This window comes from Phenylobacterium sp. (genome assembly GCF_965229015.1).
Lineage (GTDB): Bacteria > Pseudomonadota > Alphaproteobacteria > Caulobacterales > Caulobacteraceae > Phenylobacterium.
The window spans coordinates 1883274-1897813 of the sequence record NZ_CBDDIM010000001.1 but is presented as its reverse complement, the minus strand read 5'-3'; the positions used below and the strand labels follow the sequence as shown (position 1 = coordinate 1897813).

The 14540-nt window shown below is 64.8% G+C and carries 12 protein-coding genes; 6 read left to right on the top strand and 6 right to left on the bottom strand.

Translation table 11 applies throughout. The annotated features are described in order from the left end of the window. The first annotated feature begins 87 nt into the window (after positions 1-87). Complete coding sequence (locus ACO06I_RS09475) at positions 88-1188, top strand: glycosyltransferase (RefSeq protein WP_421932328.1); 1101 nt, start codon at positions 88-90, stop codon at positions 1186-1188. Between the two features lie 241 nt (positions 1189-1429). Here ACO06I_RS09475 and ACO06I_RS09470 read toward each other — a convergent pair whose 3' ends face one another. The 5 genes from ACO06I_RS09470 to ACO06I_RS09450 form a co-directional block, all read right to left on the bottom strand. Beyond that, on the bottom strand, positions 1430-1882 hold the full coding sequence (locus tag ACO06I_RS09470; RefSeq protein WP_421932327.1) for a hypothetical protein: 453 nt from the start codon (positions 1880-1882) through the stop codon (positions 1430-1432). A gap of 198 nt (positions 1883-2080) precedes the next feature. After that, positions 2081-3385: an MgtC/SapB family protein gene (locus tag ACO06I_RS09465; protein ID WP_421932326.1), complete on the bottom strand. Its 1305-nt coding sequence runs from the start codon at positions 3383-3385 to the stop codon at positions 2081-2083. A gap of 584 nt (positions 3386-3969) precedes the next feature. Continuing rightward, positions 3970-4350 carry a DUF1622 domain-containing protein gene (locus tag ACO06I_RS09460; protein ID WP_421932325.1) on the bottom strand — a complete coding sequence of 127 codons (381 nt, stop codon included), beginning with the start codon at positions 4348-4350 and terminating at the stop codon, positions 3970-3972. A 190-nt stretch (positions 4351-4540) separates the two neighbouring features. Then, positions 4541-4918, bottom strand: a complete 378-nt coding sequence (locus ACO06I_RS09455; protein ID WP_421932324.1) for a helix-turn-helix domain-containing protein — start codon at positions 4916-4918, stop codon at positions 4541-4543. A gap of 212 nt (positions 4919-5130) precedes the next feature. Continuing rightward, positions 5131-5511 carry a helix-turn-helix transcriptional regulator gene (locus tag ACO06I_RS09450; RefSeq protein ID WP_421932323.1) on the bottom strand — a complete coding sequence of 127 codons (381 nt, stop codon included), beginning with the start codon at positions 5509-5511 and terminating at the stop codon, positions 5131-5133. 204 nt (positions 5512-5715) lie between these two features. On the opposite strand from ACO06I_RS09450, the gene ACO06I_RS09445 reads away from it, so the two are divergent. Further along, on the top strand, positions 5716-6102 hold the full coding sequence (locus tag ACO06I_RS09445; RefSeq protein WP_421932322.1) for a hypothetical protein: 387 nt from the start codon (positions 5716-5718) through the stop codon (positions 6100-6102). Positions 6103-6936: 834 nt separating this feature from the next. Next, positions 6937-9312, top strand: coding sequence for an ATP-binding protein (locus tag ACO06I_RS09440; RefSeq protein WP_421932321.1), 2376 nt, complete (start codon positions 6937-6939; stop codon positions 9310-9312). A 40-nt stretch (positions 9313-9352) separates the two neighbouring features. Here the strand turns inward: ACO06I_RS09440 and ACO06I_RS09435 are convergent, their stop codons facing one another. Beyond that, complete coding sequence (locus tag ACO06I_RS09435; RefSeq protein WP_421932320.1) at positions 9353-10486, bottom strand: histidine kinase dimerization/phosphoacceptor domain -containing protein; 1134 nt, start codon at positions 10484-10486, stop codon at positions 9353-9355. Positions 10487-10654: 168 nt separating this feature from the next. On the opposite strand from ACO06I_RS09435, the gene ACO06I_RS09430 reads away from it, so the two are divergent. The 3 genes from ACO06I_RS09430 to ACO06I_RS09420 all read left to right on the top strand — a co-directional run bounded on the left by ACO06I_RS09430 (position 10655) and on the right by ACO06I_RS09420 (position 14338). Then, positions 10655-11005, top strand: a complete 351-nt coding sequence (locus ACO06I_RS09430; RefSeq protein ID WP_421932319.1) for a type II toxin-antitoxin system RelE/ParE family toxin — start codon at positions 10655-10657, stop codon at positions 11003-11005. After that, entirely contained in the window at positions 11002-11358 is a 357-nt protein-coding gene (locus ACO06I_RS09425; protein WP_421932318.1) for a helix-turn-helix domain-containing protein, read from the top strand. The genes ACO06I_RS09430 and ACO06I_RS09425 overlap by 4 nt, the downstream gene beginning before the upstream one ends. A 547-nt stretch (positions 11359-11905) precedes the next feature. Continuing rightward, positions 11906-14338, top strand: coding sequence for a TonB-dependent receptor plug domain-containing protein (locus tag ACO06I_RS09420; RefSeq protein WP_421932317.1), 2433 nt, complete (start codon positions 11906-11908; stop codon positions 14336-14338). The last annotated feature ends 202 nt before the right edge of the window (positions 14339-14540 follow it).

The following is a 14540-nucleotide window of genomic DNA, read 5'->3' as shown; positions in this document are numbered from 1 at the left end:
TTCGCGACCGTGATCGCTGGACGGAATGGCGGCCAATTCATGGATTCTCCCGGGAGTAGCCTTGTGCGCTCGCGCGTGAGCGCCGCGATGATCGTTCGAAACGAAGAGGCGTTCCTCGACGAGTGTCTCCGATCGATCGTCAATGAAGTTGATGAGATCGTCATCGTCGACACGGGGTCTGTCGATCGTACAAAAGTGATCGCGGCGCGATACGGGGCGCGGATCATTGAGCGGCCTTGGACCAACGACTTTAGCGAATCGCGCAACTGCGCAATCGACCACGCGACCGGCGACTGGATTTTGTACATTGACGCCGACGAGCGGCTCGCGGTTCCAACTCCCGGCGCGTTGCGAACGGCGATCAGTGATTCCGGCGTTGTTGCGTTGTGGGTGCGATTTCAGCCACGGATCAACTATACGCCCTACCGCGAGCTCCGGCTGTTCCGGCGAGACAACAGGATTCGGTTTCGCGGGGTGATCCACGAAACTGTGCATCCCGATCTGGAGAGTGTGGCCCGGTCAGATGGGCTGTCGATTGGCCGGACCGATATTCGCCTTGACCACGTGGGGTACGAGGGGGACCTGACCGCCAAGCATCATCGCAACCTGCCGCTGCTTGAAGCGGCGGTTAGAGTGACGCCGGAACGAGTCTTTCTTTGGGTCGATATGGCCCAGGCGCTGGTCGGACTGGGTCGGCCCGCAGAGGCCATCTGCGTCTGCTGGAAGGCCATTGAGGCCGCCGCCGACCTGCCGGATGACAAGCAGAACTGCGACGCGGCCCAAGCCTGGCAATGGCTTGTCACCATGCACCTGGACTCCGACCCGGCCCAGGCCATCGCCCTGGCCCGTCGTGGTGTCAACGCCCACCCCGAACACCATGCCCTGCGGCTGATGCTTGCCAACGCCTTGTTCGCCGCGGGCGAGGCGACGCTGGTTCTCGACCTTCTAGATCCCTTGATCGCCATCGACCCGGAGACCTTCGAGGATCCCTTGGTAGCCTATGACAAGCGCATCTTCGGCGAGTGGGCGCATGACCTCATGGGCGCGGCCTACGCCCGGATCGGCCGTCGCGACAACGCGGCCGAGGCCTTTGGCCGCGCAGCCCTGTTGGCGCCGGAGAACCTTGCCTACCGAACCAAGGCAGCCGCATTTTCCGGCGCGAGACAACCAACGCCGTCGAGGCCCTAGAGCCACGGGGCTTATTGGTCCAGCAGAGCGTCAAGGTGGTGACGTGACCCCCGTTTCTCATCCAGCCATAACGAGAGTCCAGGGTTGATCTGAGCCTTCGTTGAGGTGGGTTGCAAGAGGCCGGTGCGCGGAGCCATCAGGTCGCGCAGCGTGCCGGCCGGACTCTCCGGATAGAGCTCGGGCGTAGTCCCTATGCCTTCTCCCAGGTCGACGCGCAGGGCGATGGCGCAGAGCTCCAATGCTAACCCTCAGCCACGACTGTGACTTGGGCGAGCGAAAGTCGACGATAGAGTCGCCGTCGTCGAACGACTGGCCACCAGTCGTATAGGAAGATTTCCACCGGACGCCAGTTCGCCACCCATCCCAGGATGATCAGACCCTCATCAAAGAAACGCCCCAGGTAACCTGTCCCCAGCAAGCCGCTGGCGCCTTTTCCCAGGACGATGCAGGCCGCCAGGACGGCGAGGCCGATCATGAGTGAGGCCCGGCCGGTGCGGAAGAGATCGCGGAGGTCCCAACCCAGGACTTTCGACCGGTACGCGAAGTAGTTGCGCATCGCCTCTTCGATGTGCCGCGCCTCGCCCCGCTCCGCTTCGGCGGGCCGCAGGTGGACGACGATCGAGATCGTGTGCTCGCCGGCGATCTCCCCCCGCCCATCCGACGATGTATTCCTCGACCCCCGTATCGAGGTCACGCTCGCGAAACGGCAGCGGGTCGAGGGTGTGAAAGATCTGCCCGATGTCTTTGACACGCAGCTGAATGGGGCCATCCAGATGCGTGTTGTTTCGCGGTCGCGGTTGAGGGGCTGACGCAGGGCGCGGCGAGCGAGCCGCGTTGTCCATGGCGCTCGCCCCGGTGTCTGTCGTCGGCGGGCCAGATGGCTGGTCGCCGATCAAGACGGCCTCCCCATCGAGAGCCATCCGGCTTCGCCGGTCAGGACTTCTAGAACTCCACCGATCCACAGCCCCGCGATCAGCAGCAGGACGCCGATGGTCACCTGGCGCCCGTAGGCTCGGCCCCCCGTCATGAAGGCTGTCGGAACCTTGACCGCCATGTTGGTGGTCAAAGTCAGGACAACCCCGATCGCAGCGGCGGCCTCAGGCATCCGCCCGCCTGCCAGAAGGGTGGCCATGGATACCGAGGCCGCATGCGCATCGGCCAGACCCATGACCGCGGCGCCAATCAGGGCGCCCGGCGCGCCCAACCAGCGGATGAGCAGTTCGGCGACGAGGCTGAAGGCCCCCACAAGGGCCACGAACAGGAGAACCGCCCCGACGTTGAACGCCCGGCCGACGGTCTCATCGTTTGAGGACTTCGGCGTGCGGCGCACGAGCCAGACGGCGTAGGCGAGCATCAGGAGGGCCGCCAGGCCCAAGGGGATCGCCAGGGCGACGATGAGCGGCGGACTGACGGCTCCAATGATCGCCAGTAGATAGGCAAGACTGCCGATCATGGAGGCGATCGCGCCCGCGGCGCTGGCCGCGGCCAAGTCGGGCTGGGCCTTGGCGCGCGCGCCCATGGCGGCGACCGCGGCCGTGCTTGAGACAAGTCCGGCGGCGAGGCCCGCGACGAGCAACCCATACCGCCCGCCCAACAGGCGCTGTGCGACATAGCCCAGGAAGCTGAGCGCCATCGCCACGACGGCGAGTCGCCAAAGGGTGAAGGGATTGAGCAACCCGAAGGGATCGACCGGCCGATTGGGCAGGAGAGGGAGAATGACCACGGCGGCGATCGCGAAGGTCAGGGCGTCCAGGAGTTCCTGATCGGTGATCCGGTCCCGCACAAAACGGTGCAGCTGGACCCTGAAGGCCAACAGCGCCGCCACCACGACCCCGACTTCAAGCGCGACGGCGGGCCGGATCTGCGCCAAAACGCCAAGGGCGTAGGTCACGACAAGCGCCACCTCGCCGGTGAGTCCGGGGTCCTCGCGATCTCCGAGCACATAGGCCGCAAGGGCCCCGAGCGCGACAAAGCCCCCGGCCAACAGGACAAGGCCCGTATCGCCGACGAGGGCCGCAACACCCCCCAGCAGGCCCACCAGTCCAAAGGTGCGCAACCCAGCGGCCGAGCGGGTGATGCCCTCACCCTTCCGGCGTTCGCGCTCGAGCCCGATCAACAACCCGATCGCCAAGGCGACCAGCAGCGGCCATTCGGGTCGGTCTAGCCAGGGCGCGGGGTCACGGGAAGGCATGGGCATCGCACAGCGCCTGGAGGGTGTGCGGGATATCTTCCATGTCCTCGACAAAACCCTTCACAGCGGTTCTCCTCGTTTGATCCCTTGGGCGCCGCTGGGTCGGATCGCGTCAATCAAGGCGACGACTGCGTCATTAACCCGCAAACGCTCGGGCGTTCGAGCACCGCGTTCAAGGCAAGGTTCGCCGCCCCAGACCCTCTCTCTCTGGCAGACGTTGTCTTTGAGCGAGATCATTTCGGCGACAGGGCCCGCGCGCTGAGACGTCCGACCTGGACGATCCCTCAACGCTCGCCGATGGACTGCGCGCCTCGGCGGGCCGGGAACGTTCGACGGGCCTCGCTTACCGAACTGGTTCGGCTGGCGGTCGCCGTGAGCTAACACCCGCTGCGCATCAGCGGACGTTTGAACCCTTGGTTGAGATGGCCCAGGGGTTCCAGGCGCCAACCTGCGGGTCGCGCGCGGTCAGGATCGCGACCTCGGGGCCATCCAGCCGCACGGCGCTCAAGACTCCCGTCGCATAGGCGCTGGGCTAATGGCGCTATTGGCGCAAATGGCGCGCCCACCAGGGCGGCCACCAGCGGTCAGCCTCAGCGCGCCGCGTCACCCTTGGCGCTCTTGTCGCGGTCGGCCCGCTGCCACGGCCAACAGCCTTCAATTTCGGCTTCCAGGGAGAAGCTGAGGAACGTGCGGATCAGGACGATGATCGCCAGCAATCCCACGCTGGTGAAGGTCAGGGGCGCAGTGATGGTGCCGATGATGTCGGCGCCGACGAGCAGTTCGAGGCCAAGGAGAATTCCCCGGCCCAGGTTTGCCCGATAGCGATCGTAGCCGTCCCGCCAATCATGGCGTCGGACACCGTCTCTGAGGAAGATGCCGGTGGCTACCGCAACGCCGAGCAGGATGATGGCAACCCCCATCAACTCCAGCAGGTTGGCCAGTTGCTCGATGTAGCTGTGAAGCTGCGTCACCGGCGCCTCAGTGTTGAACGACGAGCCATGCGGCCCCGCAGACGAAGATCAGCCCCAGCAGGATGACGACGACGGGCCACTTAGCACGCGATTGCCGCGATCGGCTGGCCCGGGTGCGGGGCGAGAGTTCAACGATCATGGGATCATTTTGCACGGGCCAGCCGGAGATGGCGAGCGCGAGGCCGAAGGCTCAGCCCTCGGCCATCGCGATGGCGACATCCAGCAATGCACGGCGTTGAGGACCCTGCGGCAAGCGGGAAAAGGCTCGGATCAAATCCAGGGCGCCGGGTTGTCCCAAATACGCGGCCAAGTCTCCAAAGGAACGCGTCCCGTCATCTTGCTCGCCAATGAGGTCGGCGACCGTAGCGCCAAGTGAATCAGCTATGCGTATGAGGGTGGATACGGAAATTCTATTCGAAGCTTTTTCGTATTTCTGAAGCTGTTGGAAAGTGACCCCAATAGACTCGGCCAAGTCCTTTTGCGATATGCCCAGGTCTTTTCGTTTGAGCCGAACCCGCGCTCCCACGGCGACATCGACCGGGTCTGGACCGTCCCTGGGGTCTTTCATCGGTTCGTCTGCCTCCACGTAACGTCGTTAGCTTCTACGATTCTTCCGAGCCGCAGGGCCAGCTTTTGATCGCGCAGAGGAAATGCGTATCAGCGTGGAATTAGGGCCGCCTCAACCCTGCAACGCACCGGGAGTCGATCAACGCCACGGCGTCGAAGTGGTTCGATGACAACGATATGTCCGAAGCCGTGAAGATGTCGCCCGGATGGGTGTCAGTCCTCAGCCGCCAGTGCGACCACCAGATCGACCACGGCGCCGCGTTGCTCACCTTCGGACAGGCGGGAGAAAGCCCGAACGAGTTGGAGAACCTCGCTTTGGCTCATCACTTGGGCGAGGTCGCCTACGTCGTGTCCACCAGCATCGCGCTCGCCAATCAGGTCTCCGACCGTCGTGCCCAGGGCTTTGGCGACCCTGCTAGCCATTGAGAGGCTCGTGCGGACGGACGCCTGCTCCGCATTCTGAAGCTGTTGCGTGGTCACGTCGATCGCCTGGGCCAATTCGTCTTGAGAAAGGCCACGCTGTTTGCGCAACAAACGCACGCGCGTTCCGAATAATATATCGACTGGGTCTTTGTATTCATTCGTATTGTTCATGTGCGGACCGAGCCAGATCAAATGAAGCGGGGTGTAGCATAGCCCGCCGAGCCGCGCGCAATTACGAAGACGGTATGCAAGATTGCAAGCCGACCCAAGTGGAGCCAACGCTTCCGCCGGAATAGCCGCCTGTGTATTAATATGCACGAATTAGGATTCGCCAACCACAATTAATCGCATAGGGTGCATTCCGGGGGGCGACCAATGAGCATTTTCAATCCAGTAGACCTACTTGGCCTTATCAAGGGCGCGGACCTCGCAACGGCGGTTGTTTCAGGAGTCGTGGGGTTGCTGTCGGTGATCCTGGCCAACGCGATCGCCTATTTGGCCTACAGGCGCACTCACCGGTTTGAGGACAAGACTGACGCCGTCTTGAGGAAGCTCCTCAAGCTTAAGTGGGTGCAGCGGAAGTTCGGCACCATTCAGACATTCGTGCCCTTGGAAGACTCCAAGCTGCGGGAAGCCCTGCTGCGGGCCGGCGCGATCCGCCTTACGGGGCCTGAACATCGCAACGGCGAGCAGTGGGGATTCCTCAAGGATCACCGGAGCCGGGTGTTCAAGGATAAGCCTTCCGACGCCAGGGCGCGGTGAGTTCGTCGATTCCGATGCAGACGACGCCATGCCTAGTGCGGCCTGCCGGTTTCCAGGTCGCCACGTCCGACGGTGGCTTTGAACTCAATGACTCCGCGACTGACGGCCCCCCATAGGCGCCTCAGCGCATCCTTCCAACAGGCAGAATGGGAGCTTCTCCTGCATGACCAACCGTGATCCCCCAGAGGGGCCGGTGCGACCGATATCCTGCGGCATGGGGTCGCCGGCGGCAGATGCCGCTAGACCTAAGAAGCCCCGCTTGCGCCCGGTGTTGGACTTTGGACTAAGCGGCGAGGAGGTCGCCCTGCGCCGGGCGCGCAAACCGCTGACCGAGGCTGAGATCGGGGCCATGATCGTCGATGAAGCCGAGCTGAAGACACTGGGTCGCTGGGGCGGAGCCGCTGCGCCCCCGAGGCGGCAGCCAGGCCGCTAGGCATGCGGCGATCGCCGAGCGCAGGGCCTCATCAGGCCACCGATGTCCGATAACGCCTCAAGTGGCTGTGGACCGTGCCGTGGACGGCGTGCTCCTCAAGCCGGTGGCCATGGATCTGCTCTTCGACGCTCTCGGCCGCCTGATGGCTGGTGGCGGGGGACGCTCACCTCACTTGGCAAATCCGCCGCAGCCATTGAGCGCAAGACTTGCGCCAAGGCCAGGTCCGCCGGTGTCGTGACCGACGGGGTTGTGAGGACGCCGCGACCGATCGCCACACAATCCATGACTAGGTCGCCCGTTTGGCCAGGTTTTACCGTTTGGAAAGCTGCCCGGCGCCCTCTGGAAGAACGGCGGCGCGACCTCGGTTGTGCGCATGAGACTACAGTACAGGTTCAGATCAAATGAGTAACCTTCTCAAGCGGCAGCCGATGTTGTGGGCGGCGCTGGAGGCTAGCCAGGATTGCGTCAAGCTCATTGGGCTCGACGGCAGGATTAGCTACGTGAACGCCGGCGGGTGCCGGTTGCTGGGATTGGAGTCTCAAGAAGACGTTATCGGCGATGTGTGGGCCGAGATGTGGCCGGAGCCTTCTCGCGCGCAGGTCCGGGCGGCCGTCGCGAACGGCGCGGCCCAGCGCAGCGATCGCTTCTGTGCGCCATGCCCTACCGCCCGAGGCCACCTTCGGCATTGGGACGTGGTGGTCACCCCGCTGGTCGATGTGCGCGGCGAACTGGAGGCCATGCTCGTGACGTCGCGGGATGTCTCGGACCTGCAGAGCGCGCGAGCGGAAGCCGAGGAAAAGAGCGTCGTCCTGGCGAAGAACGCCGCGGCGCTACGGGCGGCAGGACGGGTCGCCAAGATCGGGGGTTGGGAAATCGCGGTCGACAGCCAGGCCGTCGACTGGTCGCAGGAGGTCTGGGACATCCTGGGTGGGACTCCGCGACCAATCCAGCTCGACGAGGCGATGGGCATCTATCCGGAAGCGGAACGGGGACGGATAGGAGATCTCTTCGCGCACGCCGCGGCCACCGGCGAGCGCATCACCTTCACAAGCGAAGTGACGCGGTTCGACGGCGGGAGAGCTCCGATCCGGGTGTTCGGCGAGCCGGTCTTCGAAAACGGCGTGTGCACTACCATCCGCGGCGCCGCTCAAGACATCACCGAGGCGCATGAGGCGCGGCGAGACTTGGCGCGCGCGGAGCGACGTCTGCGGATGGCCGTCGAGATGGCGGACATCTTGGTCTATGAGGTGGACTACCGGGAACACAGCGTGTTTTCGGATGGCTCGGAAGACACGTTCTTCGAGAGTGGACTCACCTACGATCAGATGTGGAGAGACCCTTTCAGCAGCGTCGATCCCCGCGACCGGGAGGTGGCCGCGAAGGCCTGGGCTGACGCCGAGCATATCGGCGCGCCCTACCGGGCCGAGTATCGCGTCGCTCGCGCGGACGGCAAGGAGGTTTGGGCTAGCTCCACCTGCCGCCTTGAGCGTGATGAGGCGGGGCGGCCGGTTCGACTGGTCGGCGCCCTGCAGAACATTACAGAGCGCAAGCTGGCCGAGCAGGAGATGCTCCGCGCCCGGACCCTGGCGGATGCCGCAAATACGGCCAAGAGCGCCTTCCTGGCCAATGTCAGCCACGAGATCCGCACGCCGCTGAACGGCATCCTGGGCATGGCCCAGGTGATGAGCCGGGGTGACTTATCCCCTGAGAGCCGCGCTCACCTGGAAATCATCCGCCGATCGGGCGAGACGCTCATGGCGACGCTCAACGACGTGCTGGACTTCTCGAAGATCGAGGCGGGGAAGCTGGTCGTCGAGGACGTCGAGTTCGAGCTTCGGGAAGCGGTGGAGGCGGCGTGCAAGCCGTTTGAGTTGCTCGCTGTGCAGAAGGACCTGGAGTTCAGGCTGTTCTTCGAGCCGGCCGCCGAGGGCGTGTGGAGGGGTGACGCGCTGCGGCTGCGGCAGATGATGGGCAACCTGGTGTCCAATGCGGTGAAATTCACTGAGCGCGGCGGCGTCGTCGTGCAGGTGGCCAGGGTCGCTGATGGCGTCGCCATCAGCGTGACGGACACCGGCATCGGGATCGCCGCGGAACGGCGGTCCGAGCTCTTCACTAAGTTCTCTCAGGCCGACGCTTCGGTGACGCGGCGGTTCGGAGGCACGGGCCTTGGCCTGGCGATCACCCGAGACCTTGTCGACCTCATGGGCGGCACACTGTCCCTGGAGAGCGAGCCGGGGCGGGGGACGAGTTTCTCGCTCTTTCTGCCGATCGCGTTCCTTGGGGCCGCCACCCAGGGCGTCAGTGTGTTGGCGGCCGAGCCGCAGGAACTGGAGTCGGCGGTGCGCATCCTCGCCGCAGAAGACAACCCGACGAACCAACTGGTGCTGCAGGCCCTGCTTGAGCCTTTGGGTGCGGAGCTGATTCAGGTCGCCAGCGGCGAAGAAGCCGTTGCAGCTTGGGAGCGCGAAAGCTTCGACCTCATCTTGATGGACATCCAGATGCCTGGCATCGGCGGGGTGGAGGCGACGCGCCAGCTCCGTCGTCGCGAACAGGAGACGGGCCGGCCGCGAATACCGATCCTGGCGCTGACCGCCAATGTCATGACCCATCAGGTCGCCGACTATCGCGCCGCGGGCATGGACGACTATGTCGCCAAGCCGATAGATTTCGAACGCCTCTATGAGGCGCTCATGCAAGCTCTATCCGAGGCGGGCGAACCCCGGACGACGCCGGATGGCGCGTGTGAGCTCGCGACGCCAGAGGCGGCGGCGTCCTAGCGCCAAGGTCTCAGGGTGGGGGCCCTGCGAATTTGCGCCATCAGGGGTTGGCGGAGCCTGCCGCGCCAAATGACAACGGAAAGCGTATGGTTACGCTCGTCCCGGCGCCTGGCGCGCCCGACCTCACCAGGGCGCCACCGAGTTGGCGCACGAAGATCGCCACATAGTCGGAGCCATGCTTGCCAGGCGTGCTCCCCTGACCCGGGGCGGGCATGCCGATCCCGTCGTCGGTCACGCTCAGCTCGATCTCGTTCCCAGTCCTGTGAGCGGCAAGCGTCACCAACCCGACGCCGGCCGGGAAGGCGTGCTTGATCGCGTTGGTCGCCAGCTCATTGACCAGCAGCCCAAAGGGCACGGCGCGCTCGGAATCGATCTCCAAGGCCTCTGCCTCGACGACGATTCGAATGCCGGAAGAATCTCCCAGCAGGCTCGTAGAGAGCGTCGCGGCGACTTCTTCGAGGTAGGCCCCGATGGGAACGGTCTGGCCAAGCGTGGATTGCGAAATCAGGTCGTAGAGGCGGGCGATGGCGCTAATCCGATCCTGCATTGCGAGATAGCCTTGCACCCAAGGCTCGGGCGTTCGTTTGATTTCGTTGGCGAGCAAGGCGACGACGATCTGCAGGTTGTTCTTGACCCGGTGCCACACTTCCTTCGTCAGCGCCTTGGCGTCCTCTTCACGTCGCTGGCGCTCTTGAACCTCGGCCTGTAGCTGGGCGTTGGCGGAGTTCGCGGCCTCGATGAGCTCATCCTGGCGCAGGGCTCCGAGCAGTAAGGCCTCGCTGATCGCTTTCCGGGTTTCGTGAAGCGGCCCGGTCTCGTTGACCTGGATCATGACGCCGGCGGTACGGCCGTCGGCCACGACCGGCCACAGGGTGTAGGAAAAGAACAGCGGCAAGGGAGCCGCCTTCTCTGCGGCTGTGTAGCTTTCGGCCGCGCCGGTGCGGTAGACGCGATCGAGCAGCGTCAGGCACTCGTCGGTTTTCGGCGCCAATCCGTCGAACGGTCTGCCGATCACTTCGTCGTGGGCCTTGCCGATCAGCCGGCAGAACGCGGGGTTGGCGTACCGGACGATATGGGTCTCACCGGACAGCTCGGTCACCGCCCAGGGCGCGATATCGAACGAGCCCGAGAGATCGGCGATCGAATGCCGGGTTGCGGGCATCGACGAGGTCATTAACCGCGAGCCTTTGGTTCCGGGGGCCTTTCGTCTGCTTGCGCCTTCCTTGGACCCGTCCGGTCGGGGATTCCGGTGATCAAATGGCTGTAGTCGGTGCTGCGCGGTTCGACACCCCGCCCTGAAATATGCATTTGACAACATATTCACTGTGCGCTATATATCGCCATGACTTGGAGAGTTCAGTTCCACGCCGACTTCGCGCGCGAGGCAGATGCTCTGTCGGAAGCCGTGCGTGTCGAGTTGATCGCTGGGATCAGGATGCTTGAGCATCTTGGGCCCAGTCTTGGTCGGCCCGCAGTCGATACCCTGAGCGGCTCCAAGCATGCGAACATGAAGGAACTGCGCTTTCGCGCCGATGGCGGTGTGTGGCGCATCGCCTTCGCGTTTGATCCCGAACGCGCCGCCATCCTGCTGGTTAGCGGCGACAAGTCAGGCGTCAGTTCGGGCCGGTTCTACAAGGGACTGATCAGGCGGGCCGACGCCCGATTCGATCAACATTTGGAGGCGCTGAAATGACCTATCGCACCATCGACTCCAACGATTGGATCGCGCGGCAACCCAAGACCGTCCAGGAGGCCGGCGAAGCTCGTGGCGAGGAGCTCATCCGCGAAGTCACCCTTCGGGAGGTCCGCGCGGCGGTAAAGCGCACGCAAGTGGAGGTCGCCGCCGCCATGGGGACGTCCCAGGATCGGGTGTCCAAGCTAGAACACGGCGACGACGCGCTGGTTTCGACGCTGCGCCGACACATCCGGGCACTCGGCGGCGAACTGCGATTGATGGTCGAATTTCCAGATCGGCCGTCCATGGCCATCGATCTGCACGGCGACAAGCCCGTTGCAAAGAGTGTCCGGACTATCGGATCGGTCTGAGTGTCAGACGGCGTCCCATCGAGGCTCTGACGCCATTTTGTTGGTGAACTGACCCGCCACGTCGCCCCCGTTGTCCGATAACGCCTGACCTCGCCTCTGGGGAAGGCTGGCCCGGAACCCCGCCGCGCCTTGAGGCCGCGGCGGCGCGCAGCCCAGGTTCCGGAAGGCGCAAATGCCGCCTGTTCGATGCATGAATTGTCGGATCCCACATCATCTGCGCCATGGCCATCTGCGCCATGGCCGAGCTGAGCCGCTTCCAGGCTGCGCGGAACTGAGACGCGCGCCTCGAGGTTGGAATTCGGTGGAGCGCTCTATGGCGTGAAGAATTTCTTCCGGCTTGTTCGCTTTGCTCCACTCGAACGACCAAGCGGAAAAGTCGATCTGCCTAACCTTGGAGCGAGTGCGGCCAAAAATACTCAAGCTTCACTGTAGAAGCGTCACAATGGATTTGCGAACTTCGTGACATTAATGCGACCTTAATTGGACGTTCGAGCCCTAAAAGCCCCCCAACTGTTCGACTCGTCCGAATGAACTTGGGGTTCTCTTAATGCGTTATCGCTCGCTTCTCTTCGCCGCCGCCTCCACCGCGACCCTTTGGGCCGGCGTCGCCGCCGCCCAGGCGCCCGCCGCCTCCAGCGAAGTCACCGCCGAGGAATTGGTGGTCACCGGCACCCGCGTCGTCGGCCGCTCGCGCCTCGACACCCTGGTTCCCGTCGACGTCATCGGCTCCGAGGCCATCGCCCGCCAGGGCGCGTCCACCGAGCTGGCCCAGGCGCTCGCCAACCTGACCCCGGCCCTGGACTTCCCGCGTCCCGCCATCACCGACGGCACCGACCACGTGCGCCCGGCCACCCTGCGCGGCCTGGCCCCTGACCAGACCCTGGTCCTGGTCAACGGCATGCGCGGCCACGTCTCGGCCCTGGTGGCCGTGAACGGCTCCATCGGCCGCGGCTCCACCGCCTTCGACCTCAACACGATCCCCACCGTCACCGTCGACCGCGTCGAGGTCCTGCGCGACGGCGCCTCGGCCCAGTACGGCGCCGACGCCATCGCGGGCGTGATGAACATCCGCCTGCGCGAAGCGGCCTCCGGCGGCGGCATGACCCTGAACTACGGCGTCTACGACACCACCGTGCGCACCGCGCGGGGCAAGCGCGACGCCCATGACGGCCTGACCGAGTCGGTCGCCGCCTGGCAGGGCTTCGGCCTGGGCGACGGCGGCTTCCTGACCGTGTCGGGCGAATACGTGAACCGCCACGCCACCAACCGCTCCGACTACGCCGACCGCACGGCCCTGCCGCTCTACAACCAGGGCCGCATCATCGGCCGCTACGGCGACCCGAAGGTGGAGAGCTATTCGGTGTTCGCGAACGCCGGCCTGCCGCTGAACGACACCTGGTCGGTCTATGGCTTCGCCGGCTACCAGCACCGCGACACCAACGCCGCGGCCACCGCGCGCGCCTACAACAACGCCAACAACGTCCCCTCGGTCTATCCGGGCGGCTTCCTTCCGCAGATCGAAACCGAGATCAAGGATCTGACGGTCCAGGGCGGGATCAAGGGCGAGGCGGCCGGCTGGAAGGTCGACCTGTCGGCCAACTACGGCAAGAACGAGCTGGACTACACGGTGGTCAACTCGATCAACGCCTCCTATGGCGCGGCCTCGCCGCGGACCTTCAAGGCCGGCTCGCTGGAATACGCCCAGTGGATCGTCGACCTGAACCTGTCGCGCACCTTCGACGTGGGCTTGGTGGAGCCGCTCAACGTGGCCGGCGGCCTGGAGTATCGTGACGAGTCCTTCGCCATCGGTGCGGGCGAGCCGGCCTCCTACACGGTCGGTCCCGACCCGACCAAGGCCGGTGTCTCCCAGGGCTTCCCGGGCTTCCGCCCCGCCAACGAGGTGGACGTCTCGCGTCACAACTACGCCGTCTATGCCGACGTGGAAGGCAAGCTGACCGACAAGTTCGGCTTCGACATCGCCGCCCGCTACGAGGACTATTCGGACTTCGGCGGCAAGGGCACCGGCAAGATCGCCCTGCGCTATGACTTTAATGACGCCTTCGCCCTGCGCGGCGCCGTCTCCACCGGCTTCAAGGCCCCGGCCCTGCAGCAGCAGTACTTCACCTATACCTCCACCAACAATGTGCTGGTGGGCTCGACCTTCCAACTCATCGAGGTCGGCACCTTCCCGGTGTCCAGCCCCGTGGCCCGCGCGCTGGGCGCCAAGCCCCTGGAGCCGGAGACCTCGGTCAACTACTCCCTGGGCCTGGTCTACCGCGCCGGCGCCTTCGAACTGACGGTCGACGCCTACCAGATCGAGCTCGAGAACCGCATCGTGCTCTCGGAGAACCTGCCCAACACTAACACCCCGGCGGCGACCTCGGCGGCGATCTCGGCCCTGCTGGCGCCCTTCGGCGTCAGCGCCGCGCGCTTCTTCATCAATGGCGTGGACACCACCACCAAGGGCCTCGACGTCGTCGCCCGCTATCACTTCGACCTGGGCGACAGCCGCCTGGACCTGACCGCGGCGGCGAACTTCAACTCCACCGAGGTCACCAAGACCCCGGCCCTGCCGACCCTTTCGGCCCTGCCGCAGCCGGCCTTCCTGTTCGACCGGGCCAATCGCCTGACCTACGAAGAGGGCACGCCGGAACGCAAGCTGGTGTTCGGGGCCGACTGGACCCGCAACAATGTCGCCATCAGCACCAAGGTCACCGACTATGACGGCGTGCTGTCGCCGAGCAACAACCCGGCCTTCGACAACGGCACGGGCCGCGCGACCCTGGTGGACCTGGAAGGCCGGTACACCTTCCCCATGGGCGTGACGGTGGCCCTGGGCGCCAACAACATCCTCGATGAGTATCCCCGCACGACGCCCACCAGCGTCAACGGCGCGACGGGCTCCATCGGCTTCCCGGGCTTCTCGCCCTTCGGGTTCAACGGCCGCTTCGTCTATGGCCGCCTGAGCTACAAGTGGTAGCCGACCGCCACGGCTGAGCGAACAGGAGGACGCGGCGTCTTGCGCCGCGTCCTCTTTCGTTTTGGGCGATACCCTGCGGCCTGGCCATCGGCCAAGTTTACCGCAGGGCCGTGAAGCGCCTCGATGGACATATGGTCGTCGCTATTGAGTGAGATAGCACTTAGTGCTACATATGCGCCATGGTCCAGTCGGAGACAGTCGC

What these genes read in the sequence shown, in the direction of transcription:
- ACO06I_RS09455 (WP_421932324.1), bottom strand. Translation starts at nt 4,918, where the DNA reads ATGAAAGACCCCAGGGACGGTCCAGACCCGGTCGATGTCGCCGTGGGA.
- ACO06I_RS09430 (WP_421932319.1), top strand. Translation starts at nt 10,655, where the DNA reads ATGACTTGGAGAGTTCAGTTCCACGCCGACTTCGCGCGCGAGGCAGAT.
- ACO06I_RS09440 (WP_421932321.1), top strand. Translation starts at nt 6,937, where the DNA reads ATGAGTAACCTTCTCAAGCGGCAGCCGATGTTGTGGGCGGCGCTGGAG.
- ACO06I_RS09465 (WP_421932326.1), bottom strand. Translation starts at nt 3,385, where the DNA reads ATGCCCATGCCTTCCCGTGACCCCGCGCCCTGGCTAGACCGACCCGAA.
- ACO06I_RS09420 (WP_421932317.1), top strand. Translation starts at nt 11,906, where the DNA reads ATGCGTTATCGCTCGCTTCTCTTCGCCGCCGCCTCCACCGCGACCCTT.
- ACO06I_RS09450 (WP_421932323.1), bottom strand. Translation starts at nt 5,511, where the DNA reads ATGAACAATACGAATGAATACAAAGACCCAGTCGATATATTATTCGGA.
- ACO06I_RS09425 (WP_421932318.1), top strand. Translation starts at nt 11,002, where the DNA reads ATGACCTATCGCACCATCGACTCCAACGATTGGATCGCGCGGCAACCC.
- ACO06I_RS09475 (WP_421932328.1), top strand. Translation starts at nt 88, where the DNA reads ATGATCGTTCGAAACGAAGAGGCGTTCCTCGACGAGTGTCTCCGATCG.
- ACO06I_RS09445 (WP_421932322.1), top strand. Translation starts at nt 5,716, where the DNA reads ATGAGCATTTTCAATCCAGTAGACCTACTTGGCCTTATCAAGGGCGCG.
- ACO06I_RS09435 (WP_421932320.1), bottom strand. Translation starts at nt 10,486, where the DNA reads ATGACCTCGTCGATGCCCGCAACCCGGCATTCGATCGCCGATCTCTCG.